General features: G+C 66.4%; 15 protein-coding genes. 9 read left to right on the forward strand and 6 right to left on the reverse strand.

The window, feature by feature from the left end; all coding sequences use genetic code 11:
- Positions 1-54: 54 nt before the first annotated feature.
- A complete protein-coding gene (hrpB, locus tag KSS90_RS03250) occupies positions 55-2,583 on the forward strand; it encodes an ATP-dependent helicase HrpB (RefSeq protein WP_217868170.1) in 2,529 nt (842 codons plus the stop codon).
- A gap of 10 nt (positions 2,584-2,593) precedes the next feature.
- Here hrpB and KSS90_RS03255 read toward each other — a convergent pair whose 3' ends face one another.
- Positions 2,594-3,256 (reverse strand): YciC family protein, encoded by a 663-nt coding sequence (locus tag KSS90_RS03255; RefSeq protein ID WP_217868171.1) that lies wholly within the window; start codon positions 3,254-3,256, stop codon positions 2,594-2,596.
- Positions 3,257-3,413: 157 nt separating this feature from the next.
- On the opposite strand from KSS90_RS03255, the gene KSS90_RS03260 reads away from it, so the two are divergent.
- Together KSS90_RS03260 and KSS90_RS03265 are read left to right on the forward strand one after the other, a co-directional pair.
- On the forward strand, positions 3,414-4,148 hold the full coding sequence (locus tag KSS90_RS03260; protein ID WP_217868172.1) for a DUF2076 domain-containing protein: 735 nt from the start codon (positions 3,414-3,416) through the stop codon (positions 4,146-4,148).
- 108 nt (positions 4,149-4,256) lie between these two features.
- On the forward strand, positions 4,257-4,736 hold the full coding sequence (locus KSS90_RS03265) for an NYN domain-containing protein (protein ID WP_023631362.1): 480 nt from the start codon (positions 4,257-4,259) through the stop codon (positions 4,734-4,736).
- An 8-nt stretch (positions 4,737-4,744) separates the two neighbouring features.
- On the opposite strand, the gene KSS90_RS03270 is transcribed toward KSS90_RS03265, so the two are convergent.
- A complete protein-coding gene (locus KSS90_RS03270; protein WP_023631363.1) occupies positions 4,745-5,203 on the reverse strand; it encodes an Lrp/AsnC family transcriptional regulator in 459 nt (152 codons plus the stop codon).
- A gap of 152 nt (positions 5,204-5,355) precedes the next feature.
- Between KSS90_RS03270 and yedA the strand changes: the two genes are divergently transcribed.
- Together yedA and rhlE1 are read left to right on the forward strand one after the other, a co-directional pair.
- Positions 5,356-6,276 carry a drug/metabolite exporter YedA gene (yedA, locus tag KSS90_RS03275; protein WP_217868173.1) on the forward strand — a complete coding sequence of 307 codons (921 nt, stop codon included), beginning with the start codon at positions 5,356-5,358 and terminating at the stop codon, positions 6,274-6,276.
- Positions 6,277-6,331: 55 nt separating this feature from the next.
- Entirely contained in the window at positions 6,332-7,663 is a 1,332-nt protein-coding gene (gene rhlE1 / locus KSS90_RS03280; protein WP_217868174.1) for an RNA helicase RhlE1, read from the forward strand.
- Between the two features lie 34 nt (positions 7,664-7,697).
- Here rhlE1 and KSS90_RS03285 read toward each other — a convergent pair whose 3' ends face one another.
- The 3 genes from KSS90_RS03285 to pmrG form a co-directional block, all read right to left on the reverse strand.
- Entirely contained in the window at positions 7,698-8,939 is a 1,242-nt protein-coding gene (locus KSS90_RS03285; RefSeq protein ID WP_217868175.1) for a TIGR03862 family flavoprotein, read from the reverse strand.
- 149 nt (positions 8,940-9,088) lie between these two features.
- Positions 9,089-10,003 (reverse strand): histone deacetylase family protein, encoded by a 915-nt coding sequence (locus tag KSS90_RS03290; RefSeq protein WP_217868176.1) that lies wholly within the window; start codon positions 10,001-10,003, stop codon positions 9,089-9,091.
- An 82-nt stretch (positions 10,004-10,085) separates the two neighbouring features.
- Positions 10,086-10,772 (reverse strand): lipopolysaccharide core heptose(II)-phosphate phosphatase PmrG, encoded by a 687-nt coding sequence (pmrG, locus tag KSS90_RS03295; RefSeq protein WP_217868177.1) that lies wholly within the window; start codon positions 10,770-10,772, stop codon positions 10,086-10,088.
- A gap of 167 nt (positions 10,773-10,939) precedes the next feature.
- On the opposite strand from pmrG, the gene KSS90_RS03300 reads away from it, so the two are divergent.
- From KSS90_RS03300 to KSS90_RS03315, 4 genes are all read left to right on the forward strand, one after another.
- Positions 10,940-11,509 (forward strand): GNAT family N-acetyltransferase, encoded by a 570-nt coding sequence (locus tag KSS90_RS03300; protein ID WP_217868178.1) that lies wholly within the window; start codon positions 10,940-10,942, stop codon positions 11,507-11,509.
- Between the two features lie 90 nt (positions 11,510-11,599).
- A complete protein-coding gene (tesB, locus tag KSS90_RS03305; protein WP_046857248.1) occupies positions 11,600-12,469 on the forward strand; it encodes an acyl-CoA thioesterase II in 870 nt (289 codons plus the stop codon).
- Complete coding sequence (locus KSS90_RS03310) at positions 12,466-13,056, forward strand: HAD family hydrolase (protein WP_038707297.1); 591 nt, start codon at positions 12,466-12,468, stop codon at positions 13,054-13,056. The genes tesB and KSS90_RS03310 overlap by 4 nt, the downstream gene beginning before the upstream one ends.
- Positions 13,057-13,123: 67 nt before the next feature.
- Complete coding sequence (locus tag KSS90_RS03315) at positions 13,124-14,134, forward strand: zinc-dependent alcohol dehydrogenase family protein (protein WP_217868179.1); 1,011 nt, start codon at positions 13,124-13,126, stop codon at positions 14,132-14,134.
- 53 nt (positions 14,135-14,187) lie between these two features.
- Here KSS90_RS03315 and KSS90_RS03320 read toward each other — a convergent pair whose 3' ends face one another.
- The gene (locus tag KSS90_RS03320) at positions 14,188-15,081 is read right to left on the reverse strand and encodes a GNAT family N-acetyltransferase (protein WP_217868180.1); all 894 of its coding nucleotides are present in this window, start codon (positions 15,079-15,081) and stop codon (positions 14,188-14,190) included.
- Positions 15,082-15,171: the final 90 nt, after the last annotated feature.

Below are 15,171 nucleotides of genomic sequence, written 5' to 3' on the forward strand. Positions count from 1 at the left end.
TGATAGGGCAGCCTCGGTTCGCCGTTATACTCGGACGATTGTTCGAGGACCACCATGATTTCATTACCGATCGATGCCGTACTGTCCGACCTGCGCCAAGCCCTGGCCGAACGTGACGAAGCGGTGCTAGAGGCGCCGCCCGGCGCCGGCAAGACCACCCGTGTACCGCTGGCGCTGCTCGACGAGCCCTGGCTGGCCGGGCAGACCATCCTCATGCTCGAGCCGCGGCGCCTGGCCGCCCGCGCAGCCGCCGAACGCCTGGCCAGCGAGCTGGGCGAGAAGGTCGGCGAAACCGTGGGCTATCGCATCCGCCTCGACAGTAAGGTCGGCCCGGACACGCGCATCGAAGTGGTCACCGAAGGCATCCTCACCCGCCGCCTGCAAAGCGATCCTGCGCTTGACGGCGTGGGCCTGGTGATCTTCGACGAGTTCCACGAGCGCAGCCTGGATGCCGACCTGGCCCTGGCACTGAGCCTCAACGGTCGGGCACTGCTGCGTGACGAACCGCCGCTGAAGATCTTGCTGATGTCGGCGACCTTGGAGGGCGAGCGCCTGTCGCGCTTGCTCGACGATGCACCGATCATCAGCAGCCAGGGGCGCATGCATCCGGTGGATATCCGCTGGAGCCGGCCGTTCCAGCCAGGCGAGCTCGTCGAGCCGCGGGTGGTCGATTGCGTGTTGCAGGCGCTGGCGGACGAACAGGGTAGCGTGCTGGTGTTCCTCCCCGGCCAGGCGGAGATCCGTCGCGTTCATCAGGCGTTGCAGGAAACCTTGGCCGAGCGCCCCGGCATCCTGCTCTGCCCGTTGCACGGTGAACTCGACCTCGGCGCCCAGCGCGCCGCCATCGAGCCGGCGCCCATGGGCCAGCGCAAGGTGGTGCTGGCCACCAACATTGCCGAAACCAGCCTGACCATCGACGGTGTGCGCGTGGTGATCGACGCAGGTCTGGCGCGGGTGCCGCGCTTCGATCCCGGCAGCGGCATGACCCGCCTGGACACCCAGCGCATCTCCCGGGCCAGCGCCACCCAGCGCGCCGGTCGTGCCGGGCGCCTCGAGCCCGGCGTGTGCTATCGGCTGTGGTCCGAGGCGCAGCATGACCAGCTGGCGGCCCACGGCAGCGCCGAAATCCTCCAGGCCGACCTGGCCGGGCTGGCCCTGCAACTGGCGCGCTGGGGCGTGCCACCGGAGCAACTTAGCTGGCTCGACCAACCGCCAGCGGCCGCCTTTGCGCAAGCTCAGGACTTGCTGGCCCGCCTCGGCGCCTTCAAGCCGGGTTGCCGCGACAATCTGAGCGCCCATGGCCAGGCCATGGCCGAGCTGCCTGCGCATCCACGCATCGCCCATTTGCTGCTGCGTGGTCAGGATCTCGGGTTGGCCGACCTGGCGTGCGATGTCGCAGCGTTGCTGGGCGAGCGCGACATCCTGCGCGGCGGCGGTGCCGACCTGCACAGCCGGCTGGCTTTGCTCAGCGGTGAGAGCCGGGCCTCGCGAGGCGGGCAGGGCGGCGTGCAGCGCGCCCGGCAACTGGCTCGTCAGTACCGTGGTCAGTTGCGTGGCAAATCGCGCAGTCCGGTTGCCGACCCCGACCATCCACGCTGGCTGGGCGCGGTGCTGGCGCTGGCTTATCCCGACCGGGTGGCGCAACAACGTCGCGAAGGTGGCGCCGAGTATCGCCTGGCCAATGGCCGGGCGGCGCTGTTCGCCGAAGCCGACGTGCTGATGAAAAGCCCGTGGCTGGTGATTGCCGACCTGGGCAGCCGTCAGGGGCAGCGTGAAGAGCGCATCTATCTGGCCGCCGAGTTCGACCCGGCACTGTTCGACGGAGTGCTGGCCGAGCAGGTCGAGCAACTCGACCTGCTCGACTGGGACGAACGCGAGCAGGTGTTGCGCGCCGAGCGCCAGCGCAAGGTCGGCGAGCTGGTGCTCAGCCGCGAGCCGTTGCCGGGGCTGGACGACGAGGCGCGGGCCAAGGCGTTGCTCGGCCTGGTTCGGCGCAAAGGCCTGAACCTGCTGACCTGGACCCCGGAACTGCGCCAGTGGCAGGCCCGCGTCGCGCTGCTGCGTCAGTTGGATCTGGAAAAGGACGGCCACAGCGAGTGGCCCGATCTGGGTGACGATGCCTTGTTGGCCAGCCTGGAAGACTGGCTGCAACCCTACCTCGGCAAGGTATCGCGGCTGAGCCATTTCTCCAGCCTGGATCTGTCCTCGATCTTGCGCAACCTGCTGCCCTGGCCGCTGCCCCAGCGCCTGGACGAGCTCGCACCGTCGCACTTGGCCGTGCCTTCGGGCTCAAGCATCCGCCTGGATTACAGCGAGCATCCGCCGATCCTTGCCGTGCGCCTGCAGGAATTGTTCGGCCTGGCCGACACCCCGCGCATCGCCAATGGGCGACAGCAGGTCAAGCTGCACCTGCTGTCGCCAGCGCGTCGACCGGTGCAGGTGACCCAGGACCTGGCCAACTTCTGGCGGACCACCTACGCCGAGGTCAAGAAGGACCTGAAAGGGCGTTATCCCAAGCACTATTGGCCGGACGATCCGCTGGTAGCGGAAGCCACGGCAAGGGCCAAGCCGAGGAAAGCCTGAACGTGTGCGATCAGTTGGCTGCGCCCGCCTCACTCTCCAGCAGCATGAACAACCTGTACAGCACCACGGTGCTGAACAGTTGCAGGAAGCCGCTGAGGCTGTCCAGCGCCAGTTGCACGCCGGCCTGCGGCTCGGGGAACAGCTGCAGCAGCAGGCCATCGATCAGCCACAGCGGCGCCAGCACCGAGAGCATGCAGACCATGATGCGCAGGAAGTGCCCGGTGGTCATGCGCGCGCTGGTGCGCATCGCCTCGATCACCGGCAGGCCGCGCAGCACCAGCAGGTACTCGGCGAACACCAGGTTCACCATGATCCACACGCCGGGGAAGATGAGCAGCGCCAGGCCGGCCATGATCAGCAGCGAGCTGATCACGATCAGTAGGGCCAGCATCGGCCATAGCTGCAGGGCGCGGGCGAACAGGTCGCGCTTGGCGGTGTCCTGGCCATTGCTGCGGGTGTCGAGGTAGAGGATCAGCGCGGCGCTGTACAGCGGGTAGAACAGCAGGCTGACCAGCATGCCGTAGGCCGGCGAGGCCTGTTCGCCCAAGTGGTTGTAGAGCAGCTGGGTGCCGAGGGCCTCGAGTACCACCAACGGCAGGCACAGCTGGAGGATGCTCGTCAGGTGACGGCGGAAGAAGTACAGGGAGTCGCGCAGAACGCTCAACGGATTCATCGGTCAACATCGCATGGCGGAAAAAGCAGGGCGTAACTTTAGCCCAGACCGCCCGCTTGCTGAAAAAAGTTTCATGGCCGGGGCAATTGAATCGCCGCGCCCGGCCCCCCATCTTTGACGCTGTCCGATGCCCTGTTCAGCGCACGAGGTTGCCCCGATGAACACTGAAGAACAAACCCTGATCGATGGCCTGTTCGGCCGTCTCAAGCAAGCCGAAGACTCGGCCCAGCCGCGCGATGTCCAGGCCCAGGCGCGCATCGAGGAGCACCTGCGCCAGCAGCCGGCGGCGCCGTACTACATGGCCCAGGCGATCCTGGTTCAGGAAGCGGCGATCAAGCGCCTGGACGAGCAGAACAAGCAGCTCGAGGCCGAGCTCAAGCAAGCGCGGGCGCAACTGGAGGCAAGTCGCCCCAGTGGCAGCGGCGGCGGTTTTCTTTCCAGCATCTTCGGCGCGGGAGCGCGCAACCCGGAGCCGCAGCGGCCGGTTGCAGCGGCTTCGAATTCCACAGGAGGCTGGCGTGAGCCGGCGCCGCAGGCTTATGCCCCGCCGCCACCGCAACAGGGTTTCGGTGCGGCGCCTGCTCCGGCGCGCAGCGGTGCCAGCAGCTTCCTCGGCGGGGCAATGCAGACTGCTGCGGGGGTGGCTGGTGGCGTGTTGCTGGCTCAAGGTATCAGTAGCCTGTTCAACCACAACTCGCAGCCTGAAGAAATCGTCGAGGTGATCAAGGAAGAGCCGGCGCCGGCCAGCGATGCTGGCGGCTGGAACGATCAGGACAGTCAGCGCCAGGTGGCCGACAACGGTGGCTGGGGCAATGACCAGGGCGGGTTCGCCGATACCGACTATAGCGGCGGCGACGATGGCGGCTTCTTCTCGGACGACGACTACGTCTGAGGGCTCTGGCATACTGCAGCGTCTGATCGCGGGGCAATCCCGCCCCTACGCAAGCGTGGGAGCGGGATTGCCCCGCGATTGTCTGCCACCGCCAGAGAGAGGCTCCCGGTGAAGAAAATCGCGCTGTTCGCCGATGTACAGAACCTCTACTACACGGTTCGCCAAGGCCATGGCTGCCATTTCAACTACGCCGCGCTGTGGGCCGACGTCAGCCGCGAGGGCCAGATCGTCGAAGCGGTGGCCTATGCCATCGACCGCGGCGACAGCAAGCAGCAGCAGTTCCAGCAGATCCTGCGCAACCTCGGTTTCGAGGTGCGCCTCAAGCCGTTCATCCAACGTGCCGACGGTTCGGCCAAGGGTGACTGGGACGTGGGCATCACCCTCGATGTGATCGAGGCAGCAGCGCGGGTCGACCAGGTAGTGCTGGCCTCCGGCGACGGTGATTTCGACCTGTTGCTGGAGCGGGCAATGCAACGCCATGGCGTGGAAACCGTCGTGTACGGCGTGCCGGGGTTGACTGCGTTGTCGGTAATCCGCGCCGCAAGCCGCTACGTGCCGATCGAGGGCAGGCTGCTGCTGCGTCACTGAACCCAGGCTCAGGTTTTTTTGCCGTTGCCCCCCAGATGCCCCAGCGGCACCCTTCGTGCCACCGCGCTAGACAGGATGATCGAGGTCTTGGTGAAGCCCAGCTGCGACACGCGGTTGATCAGCGCCTCCAACTCGCCCATGGACGTGACGGCCGCTTGCATGATCACGCAGGGGTCACCGGTCACCCGGTGGCACTCGGTGAGTTCAGGGATCTTCTCCAAGGCCTCGTAGGCCTGCTGGTTGCCATGGCTGGCCAGGCGCAGTTCCATCACGCACTGGATCGGCAGGCCGATTTTTTCCAGGTCGACCTTGGCCGTGTAGCCGCTGATAACACCGCTGGCCTCCAGCTTGGCCACCCGCTCGGCCACCGCCGGGGCGGAGAGATTGACCTGGCGCGCCAGCTGCGCGTAGGTGGCCCGGCCGTTTTCCAGCAGCGCGGCAAGAAGCATCCGATCGTACTTGTCCATGGCGATTCCAGGTGACCTTGCAATCGACGGTGAAGCGTCTGCATAACCGCGCATTGCAAAGTGTTTCGGTGTTTTAAACGTGTTTTGTAACTTAAGTTTGCGCGAGGGCCTTTCTAAACTAATCCACCCGTAAACGGATTTCGAGCCCTGCCATGTCCACCGCCCGCCGCTTCCCGCTGTTGCTCATCGGAGCCTTCCTTGCCTTGTACCTGGTGTGGGGCTCGACCTACCTGTTCATTCGTATCGGCGTGGAGTCCTGGCCGCCGATGCTGATGGCTGGGGTGCGTTTCGTGATTGCCGGCAGCCTGCTGTATGGCTTCCTGCGCTGGCGCGGCGCGCCGGCGCCGACCTGGCCGCAGTGGCGCGCGGCCGGCGCCATCGGCTTTCTCCTGCTCAGTTGCGGCAACGGTGGCGTGACCCTGGCCGAACACGCCGGGGTCGCTTCGGGCGTGGCGGCGCTGGCGGTAGCCACGGTGCCGCTGTTCACCCTGGTGTTCGGGCTGTTCTTCGGCCATCGCAACTCGCGCCTGGAATGGGCGGGGATCGTCCTCGGGCTGGTCGGCATCGGTATGCTCAACCTGGGCTCGAACCTGCAGGCCAGCCCCATGGGCGCGGCGCTGATCCTGTTCGCTGCGGCGGCCTGGGCCTTCGGCTCGGTGTGGAGCAAGAGCCTGCCGCTGCCCCAGGGCGCCATGGCCAGTGCCGCGGAAATGCTGGTGGGCGGCGCCGCGTTGCTGATCGGCAGCGCCGTGAGCGGCGAGCGCCTGACCGAGATGCCCACGGCCGCCGGTTGGGGTGCGCTGGCCTACCTGGTGTTCTTCGGTTCGATCCTGGCGTTCAGTTCCTACATGTACCTGCTCAAGCACGTGCGCCCGGCGGCCGCCACCAGCTACGCCTACGTCAACCCGGCGGTGGCGGTGCTGTTGGGGATCGTCTTCGCCGGCGAGCAGATCGGCGCCGAAGAGTGCGTGGCCATGGCGGTGATCATTGGCGCGGTGGTGCTGATCGGCCTGCCGCAATGGCGTAGGGCGCCACAGCAGCCGGTGCCGTTGAAAGGCGAAATGTGCAAGTAGGGCAGGGCGTTGCGGTAAACTTGCCGCCTTCGCTGAACCCCCTGACGGTATTGCCATGAATTTCGCCCAACTCGGCCTGATCGAACCGCTGCTGCGCACCCTGCAGACGCTGGACTACACCACGCCCACCCCGGTCCAGGCCAAGGCCATCCCCGCCGTGCTCGCTGGCCGTGACCTGATGGCCGCCGCCCAGACCGGCACCGGCAAGACCGCCGGTTTCGCCCTGCCGGTGCTGCAGCGCCTGGCCCTGGAAGGAGAGAAGGTCGCCAGCAACTCGATCCGTGCGCTGGTGTTGGTGCCGACCCGCGAGCTGGCCGAGCAGGTGCATAACAACGTGCGCGAGTACGCCGAGAATCTGCCGCTGAGCACCTACGCGGTGTACGGCGGGGTCAGCATCAACCCGCAGATGATGCGCCTGCGTCGTGGCGTCGACCTGCTGGTGGCGACCCCAGGCCGCCTGCTCGACCTCTTCCGCCAGAACGCGGTGAAGTTCAACCAAGTGCAGACCCTGGTGCTCGACGAAGCCGACCGCATGCTCGACCTGGGTTTTGCCGAAGAATTGCAATCGGTGTACGCGGCGTTGCCGCGCAAGCGCCAGACACTGCTGTTCTCCGCCACCTTCTCCGAGCAGATTCGCCTGCTCGCGGGCCTGGCGCTGAACGACCCGCTGAGCATCGAAGTGAGCCCGCGCAACGCCGCCGCGAGCACGGTCAAGCAGTGGCTGGTGCCTGTGGATAAAAAGCGCAAGGCCGACCTGTTCATCCACCTGATGCGCAAGCAACGCTGGAAGCAGGTGCTGGTGTTCGCCAAGACTCGCAACGGCGTCGATCAACTGGTCGAGCGCCTGTTGGCCGAGGGCGTGAATGCCGACGGCATCCACGGCGACCGTCCGCAGGCCACCCGCCAGCGTGCCCTGGACAGCTTCAAGGCCCGTGAGATTCAGGTACTGGTGGCCACCGACGTGGCCGCTCGCGGCCTGGACATCGACGACTTGCCACTGGTGGTCAACCTCGACCTGCCAATCGTCGCCGAAGACTATGTGCACCGCATCGGCCGTACCGGCCGCGCAGGGAACAAGGGCGAGGCGATTTCGCTGGTGTGTGCCGACGAGGTGCAATTGCTGGCCACGATCGAGACCCTGATCCGCCAGGTGTTGCCACGGCATGAGGAGCCGGATTTCATCCCCGATCACCGGGTGCCGGTGACCGATGCCAGTGGCCAGGTACTGAAGAAACCGAAGAAGCCCAAGAAGCCCAAGGAGAACAGCGCCAAGCGTGGCTTGGGGCGTTGGATGGACAGCGAGGGCGCGGGGGCTTCGGCGCCGGCGGTCAAGGCGGTACGCAAGGTGCCGGCGTTCGGTGGCAAGCCGCGCAAGCCCAAGCCTTGAGATCCTCGGGGCTGCGTAGCAGCCCCGGTATTCCTCAGGTCAGGCGCGTCAGCCAATCAGCCGCCGCATTTCCCGCCCGCAATCCACTGGCGAAACACGCCGTCAGCAGATAGCCGCCAGTCGGCGCTTCCCAATCCAGCATCTCCCCTGCGCAGAACACGCCGGGCAGGTTGCGCACCATCAGTCCCTCGTCCAACCCCTCGAACCGCACTCCGCCGGCACTGCTGATCGCCTCGTCCAGCGGCCGGGTCCGCACCAGCACGATCGGCAGCGCCTTGATCGCCGCCGCCAGGCACGCGGGGTCGGCAAAGGTCGCCTGGTCGGTCAGTTCGCGCAGCAACGCCGCTTTCACCCCGTCGATGCCCAGCTGACCGTGCAGATGCTTGGCCATCGAGCGCGATCCCCGCGGCTTGGCCAGGGCCTGGGCAATCTTGTCCACAGGCCGGTCCGGCAGCAGGTCCAGCAGCAGGGTTGCTCGACCGTCGCGGTTGATCGCCTCGCGCAGCGCCGCCGACCAGGCATACACCAGGCTGCCTTCCACTCCCTGAGCGGTGAGGATGAACTCGCCCTTGCGCGGCGCGGCGCCGGGGACGCTCAAGGCGATGTTCTTCAGCGGGGCACCGGCGAACTTGTCCTTGAGCAGCGTGCTCCAGCCTTCGACTTCGAAGCCGCAGTTGCTCGGTTGCAGCGCTGTGATATCCACACCCCGTTCAGCCAGCAGCGGCACCCAGGCGCCGTCCGAACCCAGGCGCGCCCAGCTACCGCCACCCAGGGCCAGTACCACGGCGTCTGCCTGCACCTGCCGCTCGCCCTGTGGATAACCGATCCGCAAGGCACCCTCGTCGGTACAGCCCAGCCAACGGTGGCGCGTGTGGATAATCACCCCTGCCTCACGCAGGCGCTTGAGCCAGGCACGCAGCAGCGGCGCTGCCTTCATATCGCGGGGGAACACCCGGCCCGAGGTGCCGACGAAAGTTTCGATACCCAGGCCGTGAATCCACTGGCGCAGTGCGTCTGCGTCAAAGTCGTGCAGCAGGGTATCGATCTCACGGTGGCGCGTGCCATAGCGGCCGACGAAGGCGGGGTAGGGCTCGGAATGGGTGATGTTCATGCCGCCGACGCCGGCCAGCAGGAACTTGCGGCCCACCGAGGGCATGGCGTCGAACACTTCGACCGCCATCCCGCGCCGAGCCAGGGCTTCGGCAGCCATCAGGCCGGCGGGGCCGCCACCGATCACGGCGACAAGGGGGCGGGAGGCGGGGCGAGGATCGTTCATGGCGGGCGGCAGGCTGTGGAAAAGAGCGCGCATTCTACCCCAGCGGGACGGCTCGCGGCACTGCTCAAAAAACGATCAACTCTTTGCAGCTCAGGCAGTTAAAGGGCTGGAGCGGCTTTCCCGCAGGTTATCCACAGGCGGTTCCACAGTCATTGTGCACAACCGAGCACCCGCGCCGCGCTGTGGTGGAGGATGCCGTGGCGCCGGGCCAGGGCCTGGCGGTCCTTGCTGTAGCCGCCACCGATCACCCCTACCACCGGGATGTCGCGGCCCAGGCATTGACGCAGCACATGCTCGTCGCGGGCAGCGAGGCCTGCGTCGGTCAGTTGCAGGTAGCCCAGGGCGTCGTCCTTGTGCACATCGACGCCGGCGTCATACAGCACCAGGTCTGGCTGGTACAGCGGCAGCAGGTAGTTCAGCGCATCCTCGACCACCTTGAGATAGGCACCGTCATGCATGCCGCGGGGCAGGGGGATGTCCCAGTCGCTCTGGGCCTTGCGCGCCGGGAAGTTCTGCTCGCAGTGCAGCGATACGGTGATCGCCTCCGGCGTGTCGTGGAGAATGCGCGCGGTGCCGTCACCCTGATGCACGTCGCAGTCGAAGATCAGTACCCGGTGTACGCGGCCGGCTTCCAGCAGGTAGCGGCTGATCACCGCCAGGTCGTTGAAGATGCAGAAGCCGGCCGGGTGGTCGTAGTGGGCATGATGGGTGCCGCCGGCCAGGTGGCAGGCGATGCCATGCTGCAGCGCCTGTTCGGCGGCCAGCAGCGAACCACCCACCGCACGCACGGTGCGTCGGGCCAGCGCTTCGCTCCAGGGCAGGCCCAGGCGGCGCTGGTCTTCGCGGGACAGCTCGCCATTCATGTAGCGCTCGATGTAGGCGCGGTCATGGGCCAGGGCGAGGATGTCGTTGGGGCAGATTTCAGGGCGCAGCAGGGCGGCGTCGGTGGTCAGGCCGCTGTCTACCAGGTGATCGCGCAACAGGCGGAACTTGTCCATCGGGAAGCGATGGTCCGGCGGGAATTCGGGGCTGTAGTCGTCGTGGTAGATCAGCGGCAGGGGCATGGTATCGGCGCGGCTAAGGTGAGCGCCGATCTTGCCAGCATTGGTGGTGTCGGTGCCAACGCAATCGCGGGATCACAAACGATCATCGACCGCTGGACGCCAACACTCTTTGCCAGTCCGGCGCATTCATTCGCCCGAGGATCCGCGCCTTGCCACTGCCATCCACCGACACGAACAGCGCACTGGCGTAGCCGCTCTCACGCTCGCCGCCCGGCACCTGCTGCTGGCGCGCGAAGTGGTCGATGCAACCGTTGTGGGTCACCAGCACCAGGTTGTGCCCGGGCCGCTTGCGGGCCATGGCCTCGGTGGGGAACGGACGGTCGCAGCGCTCCAGCCAGTCTTCGCTGGCCACGGCCTGGCCAAGGATGAAATGCGCGGTCTGGCGGGTACGCAGCTTTGGGCTGCTGAGCAGATCGGCACCGGTCAGCCCCAGTTGCCGCAGGCCCTGGCCGACCCGCTGCGCCGCCTGGCTGCCGGCCACGGTGATACCGGTCGCATCGTCGAGGCAAGGGCCTGGGGCGCTGTCGCAGCGCTCGGCATGACGGATCATCACGATCACCGCGCCGTCCTTCCAGTCCTGCAACAGGCCGCTGTCGCTCAATTGTTGCTCGTTGCCAAGGTTCACGATGTGCGTCCTCGTCGCTAGCCAGGTGCTGGCCCCGGCCATTGCCAGGAGCAGGCCGATGGCGGCGCCGAGCGTGATGCGTGAACGGCGGCGCTTGGGACGGGCCAGCAGGGCCGGGTTGTGCAGGGTGTTGCTGGGGTGCATGCGTCACTCCGATGGCAGTGCGGCGTCGACGAAGGCCGCGGTAGGTGCCGGCATTGTGCGAAGGCGCCTGTCGGGGGGCGGTGAAGCCGATGTGAAAAAAGCATCGGCTGGACGAGGGACGCGGCCTACGCTGTACACTGCCAGACCGTGATTTCGGAGCCGCGCCGATGACCCCCATCCTTGAACTGGAAAGCCCGCGCCTGGTGCTGCGCCAATGGCAGGACGACGACCTGGGCGAGTTCGCCGCCCTGTGCGCCGACCCCCAGGTGATGCGTTACTTTCCCGCACCGATGACCCGGGTCGAGGCGGCCGCGCTGATCGGTCGGGTGCGCGGTCATTTCAACGAATACGGTTTCGGCCTCTGGGCTCTGGAGCGCAAGGACAGCGGTGCCTTCATCGGCATGACCGGCCTGCTCAACGTCAATTTCGACGCGCCCTTCGGCCCGGCGGTGGAAATCGGCTGGCGCCTGGCCCGTCGGCACTGGGGGCTGGGCTTCGCCAGCGAGGCGGCCTGGGCCTGCCTGCGCTGTGCCTTCGCCCAGCTGCATCTGGACGAGGTGGTGTCGTTCACCGCCGAGGGCAACTTGCCGTCGCAGAAAGTGATGCAGGCCATCGGCATGGTCGAGGACCTGGCGGGCAGCTTCGAGCACCCGCGCCTGGCGCCGGGTGACTTGCTGCGCCCTCATGTGCTCTACCGCATCGACCGCGCCCGCTGGCAACAGAACCTGCGCGGCTGAATAGGTGGCCATTCGTGCGGCGGGACTACAGACAAACCCTGTATCATTTGCCGCCATAACAGCGCCGTATTGCCTTGCCAGGAGAACCCCATGAGCCACGTACTCGACGATCTGGTCGACTTGCTGAGCCTCGAGTCCATCGAGGAGAACCTGTTCCGCGGACGCAGCCAGGACCTTGGCTTCCGCCAGCTGTACGGCGGCCAGGTGCTCGGCCAGTCGCTGTCGGCGGCCAGCCAGACGGTCGAGGACGCGCGCCATGTGCATTCGCTGCATGGCTACTTCCTGCGCCCGGGTGACGCCAGCATGCCGGTGGTGTACTCGGTTGACCGCGTGCGTGACGGCGGCAGTTTCAGCACCCGGCGGGTCACGGCGATCCAGAAGGGCCAGCCGATCTTCACCTGCAGCGCCTCGTTCCAGTACGACGAGGAAGGCTTCGAGCACCAGGCGTCGATGCCCGATGTGGTTGGCCCGGAGAATCTGCCCAGCGAGGTCGAGCTGGCCAGCGCCATGGCTGACAAGCTGCCCGAGCGCATCCGCGAGAAGGTGCTGTGCGCCAAGCCCATCGAGATCCGCCCGGTCACCGAGCGCGACCCGTTCAATCCCAAGCCCGGCGATCCGGTCAAGTACGCCTGGTTCCGTGCCGACGGCAACCTCCCGGACATTCCGGCGCTGCACAAGTACCTGCTGGCGTACGCCTCGGACTTCGGCCTGCTGACCACGGCCTTGCTGCCCCATGGCAAGTCGGTGTGGCAGAAGGATATGCAGATCGCCAGCCTCGACCACTCGCTGTGGTTCCACCGAGACCTGCGCGCCGACGACTGGCTGCTGTACGCCACCGACAGCCCCTGGGCCGGCAACGCCCGTGGCTTCTGCCGGGGCAGCATCTTCAACCGCGCCGGGCAACTGGTGGCCTCGTCGACCCAGGAAGGCCTGATCCGCCATCGCAAGGACTGGGCATGAGCCTGGGCGACATCCGCCACTGGGTGTTCGACATGGACGGCACCCTCACGGTCGCCGTGCATGACTTCGCGGCCATCCGCGAAGCGCTCGATATCCCGTCCGAGCACGACATCCTCACCCACCTGGCAGCCTTGCCGGCAGCGGAGGCGGCGGCCAAGCATGCCTGGCTGCTGGAGCATGAGCGCGACCTGGCGATTGCCTCCAAGGCCGCCGATGGTGCCGTGGAACTGGTGCGCGAACTGGCCCGACGTGACTGCCGGCTGGCCATTCTCACGCGCAATGCCCGCGAGCTTGCCCACGTGACCCTCGAGGCCATCGGCCTGGCTGACTGCTTTCCGGTCGAACATATCCTCGGTCGCGACGAGGCGGCCCCCAAGCCCAGCCCGGACGGATTGTTGCAGATCGCCCGGGCCTGGGGTGTGAGCCCCGGAGCAATGGTGATGGTCGGTGACTACCGCTTCGACCTCGACTGCGGCCGGGCCGCAGGCACCCGCACCGTGCTGGTCAACTTGCCGGACAATCCCTGGCCGCAGCTGGCCGACTGGCACGCGGCCGATTGCCGGGCGTTGAGGGCGTTGCTCGGCTGACGGCTCCGCGTTCGTTCAGAGCTGTCTAAGCTGCACTGCATCTTTCCCCTCGATGGAGACCCATCCCATGAGCACCAAGGCCCTCTACGTCCTGCCCGGCGGCGGCTACGACAAGGTCCAGGTCGGCACCTGCGAAACCGCCGCGCCCAAGGCCGGCGAGATCACCGTGCGCCTGCACGCCAGCTCCCTCAACTACCACGACTTTGCCGTGGTCAGTGGCATGTGGGGGCCGAGCGAGCGGCGCATCCCGATGGCCGATGGCGCCGGTGAAGTGATCGCGGTGGGGGCCGGGGTCAGTGAGTTCCAGGTTGGCGATGCCGTGGTCAGCACGTTCTTCCCCGACTGGCTCGACGGCCAGGCCCAGGTCGAGGGCTTCGCCAGCGTGCCGGGGGATGGCATCGATGGCTACGCCCGCGAGCAGGTGACCGCCCGGGCCACCTCCTTCACCCTTGCGCCCAAAGGCTACAGCCATGCCGAGTCGGCGACGCTGACCACCGCCGGCCTTACCGCCTGGCGCGCCTTGATGAGCGACGACTATCTCAAGCCCGGTGACAGCGTGCTGGTGCAGGGCACCGGTGGTGTGTCGATCTTCGCCCTGCAGTTCGCCAAGCTGGCCGGCGCCACGGTGATTGCCACCTCGTCCAGCGATGCCAAGCTCGAGCGGCTCAAGGCACTGGGCGCGGATCAGCTGATCAACTACAAGGCCACGCCTGCCTGGGGTGAAAAGGTCCGTGAACTCACCGGCGGGCGCGGCGTGGATCATGTGATCGAAGTAGGCGGCCCGGCCACCCTGGAGCAGTCGATGATCGCGGCGCGCATCGGTGGCCACGTGTCGTTGATCGGCATCCTCACCGGCGTGGCCGGGCAGTTGCCGTTGGTGCAGGCGCTGGTGCGGCAGATCCGCCTGCAGGGCGTGCTGGTGGGCAGCCGCGCCCAGCAGCAGGCGATGGTCCGCGCCATCGACGCCAACGGCCTGCGGCCGGTGGTGGACAAGCATTTCGAACTGGAGCAGATGGTCGAGGCGTTCCGCTACCAGGAGAGCAACCGGCATTTCGGCAAGATCTGCCTGACCTGGTGAAGGTCTGTGCGAGGCCCTGTGAAGAGACGATGCGCTGTTTGGCGGGGGGCCAGTCAGGTATGGGACAGCAATGGAAACATCAGCGCCTGTCCATCGACACTGGTGGGTGCCGCGCCCCAGACGAACAGCGCATCATCGCTATCCACAACTCGGGTCGCGAAGCCCTCGCTATTGCGCGGTGCGAACCCCAGCACCACCTCCCGGGTCGTTGCCGTGACCAGTTCAGCCATCACATCGGCCAGCACCAGTTCTCGTTCGCAGAACACGTCCACCAGCACCATCCGCTCGCCATCATGTTCGATCATCACATAGGCCTCATGCACTGAGGAGTGGAACACCGCCTCCCGGTATGGCCCATCGCAATAGAACATCGTCAGCGGCACATTCGGCACCAGGCTCAATCGCGCCTGCGGACAACTCTTTTCCAGCGCATCGATGAAGCGTTGACGTTGTTCGCCATCATCCAGATTCACCGGGTGGAAGGTCGTGGCCCGTTGCTGCGCCGACCAGGGTTGGTAGTACTCGTGTTCGACCACTCGGCGAAAACCGAACTTGGGATAGAGATCGAGTACGGTGCTGTTGGCGAACAGGTACAGCAGGTCGCATTGGCCTGCCCAGCGCTCCACCAGCACTTCCATCAGATAACGGCTGTAGCCACGGCCCCGTGCTTCGGGCGTAGTCATCACCGTGCCGATCTGAACGCAGCGCAGATGTTGGCCATCGAGGGTGAAGTCGAGCAGGTTGGCCGAGGCGTTGGCCAGCATCTTCCCGTCGCGAACCAGAGAGCACGGCTGGTTGTCGGCTTGCCAGAAGCCGGCCTGGTACCAGGCTTCGAAGTCGAAGCCGTAGGTCTGGCGGGTGAGGGCGTTGAGTTCGGCGCGCAGATGCGGGTTGTCGCGGTAGCGCTCGACCAGCGCGAGCGCGGGGTCGTCGAGGATGATTGCCATGGCGTCCATACCTTTCCGTGAAGTGAAGGTGAACGTTAACCGTAGCGTGGATGAAGAGTTGTAAGGGTTTGTACCCTCTTAGGTGCCTGG

This window comes from Pseudomonas maumuensis, assembly GCF_019139675.1.
In the GTDB taxonomy this organism is placed as follows: domain Bacteria; phylum Pseudomonadota; class Gammaproteobacteria; order Pseudomonadales; family Pseudomonadaceae; genus Aquipseudomonas; species Aquipseudomonas maumuensis.

Bases quoted from the DNA above. Each gene is read 5' to 3' on its own strand.
- hrpB (WP_217868170.1), top strand. From the start codon at position 55: ATGATTTCATTACCGATCGATGCCGTACTGTCCGACCTGCGCCAAGCC.
- KSS90_RS03255 (WP_217868171.1), bottom strand. From the start codon at position 3,256: ATGAATCCGTTGAGCGTTCTGCGCGACTCCCTGTACTTCTTCCGCCGT.
- KSS90_RS03260 (WP_217868172.1), top strand. From the start codon at position 3,414: ATGAACACTGAAGAACAAACCCTGATCGATGGCCTGTTCGGCCGTCTC.
- KSS90_RS03270 (WP_023631363.1), bottom strand. From the start codon at position 5,203: ATGGACAAGTACGATCGGATGCTTCTTGCCGCGCTGCTGGAAAACGGC.
- yedA (WP_217868173.1), top strand. From the start codon at position 5,356: ATGTCCACCGCCCGCCGCTTCCCGCTGTTGCTCATCGGAGCCTTCCTT.
- rhlE1 (WP_217868174.1), top strand. From the start codon at position 6,332: ATGAATTTCGCCCAACTCGGCCTGATCGAACCGCTGCTGCGCACCCTG.
- KSS90_RS03285 (WP_217868175.1), bottom strand. From the start codon at position 8,939: ATGAACGATCCTCGCCCCGCCTCCCGCCCCCTTGTCGCCGTGATCGGT.
- KSS90_RS03290 (WP_217868176.1), bottom strand. From the start codon at position 10,003: ATGCCCCTGCCGCTGATCTACCACGACGACTACAGCCCCGAATTCCCG.
- pmrG (WP_217868177.1), bottom strand. From the start codon at position 10,772: ATGCACCCCAGCAACACCCTGCACAACCCGGCCCTGCTGGCCCGTCCC.
- KSS90_RS03300 (WP_217868178.1), top strand. From the start codon at position 10,940: ATGACCCCCATCCTTGAACTGGAAAGCCCGCGCCTGGTGCTGCGCCAA.
- tesB (WP_046857248.1), top strand. From the start codon at position 11,600: ATGAGCCACGTACTCGACGATCTGGTCGACTTGCTGAGCCTCGAGTCC.
- KSS90_RS03310 (WP_038707297.1), top strand. From the start codon at position 12,466: ATGAGCCTGGGCGACATCCGCCACTGGGTGTTCGACATGGACGGCACC.
- KSS90_RS03315 (WP_217868179.1), top strand. From the start codon at position 13,124: ATGAGCACCAAGGCCCTCTACGTCCTGCCCGGCGGCGGCTACGACAAG.
- KSS90_RS03320 (WP_217868180.1), bottom strand. From the start codon at position 15,081: ATGGCAATCATCCTCGACGACCCCGCGCTCGCGCTGGTCGAGCGCTAC.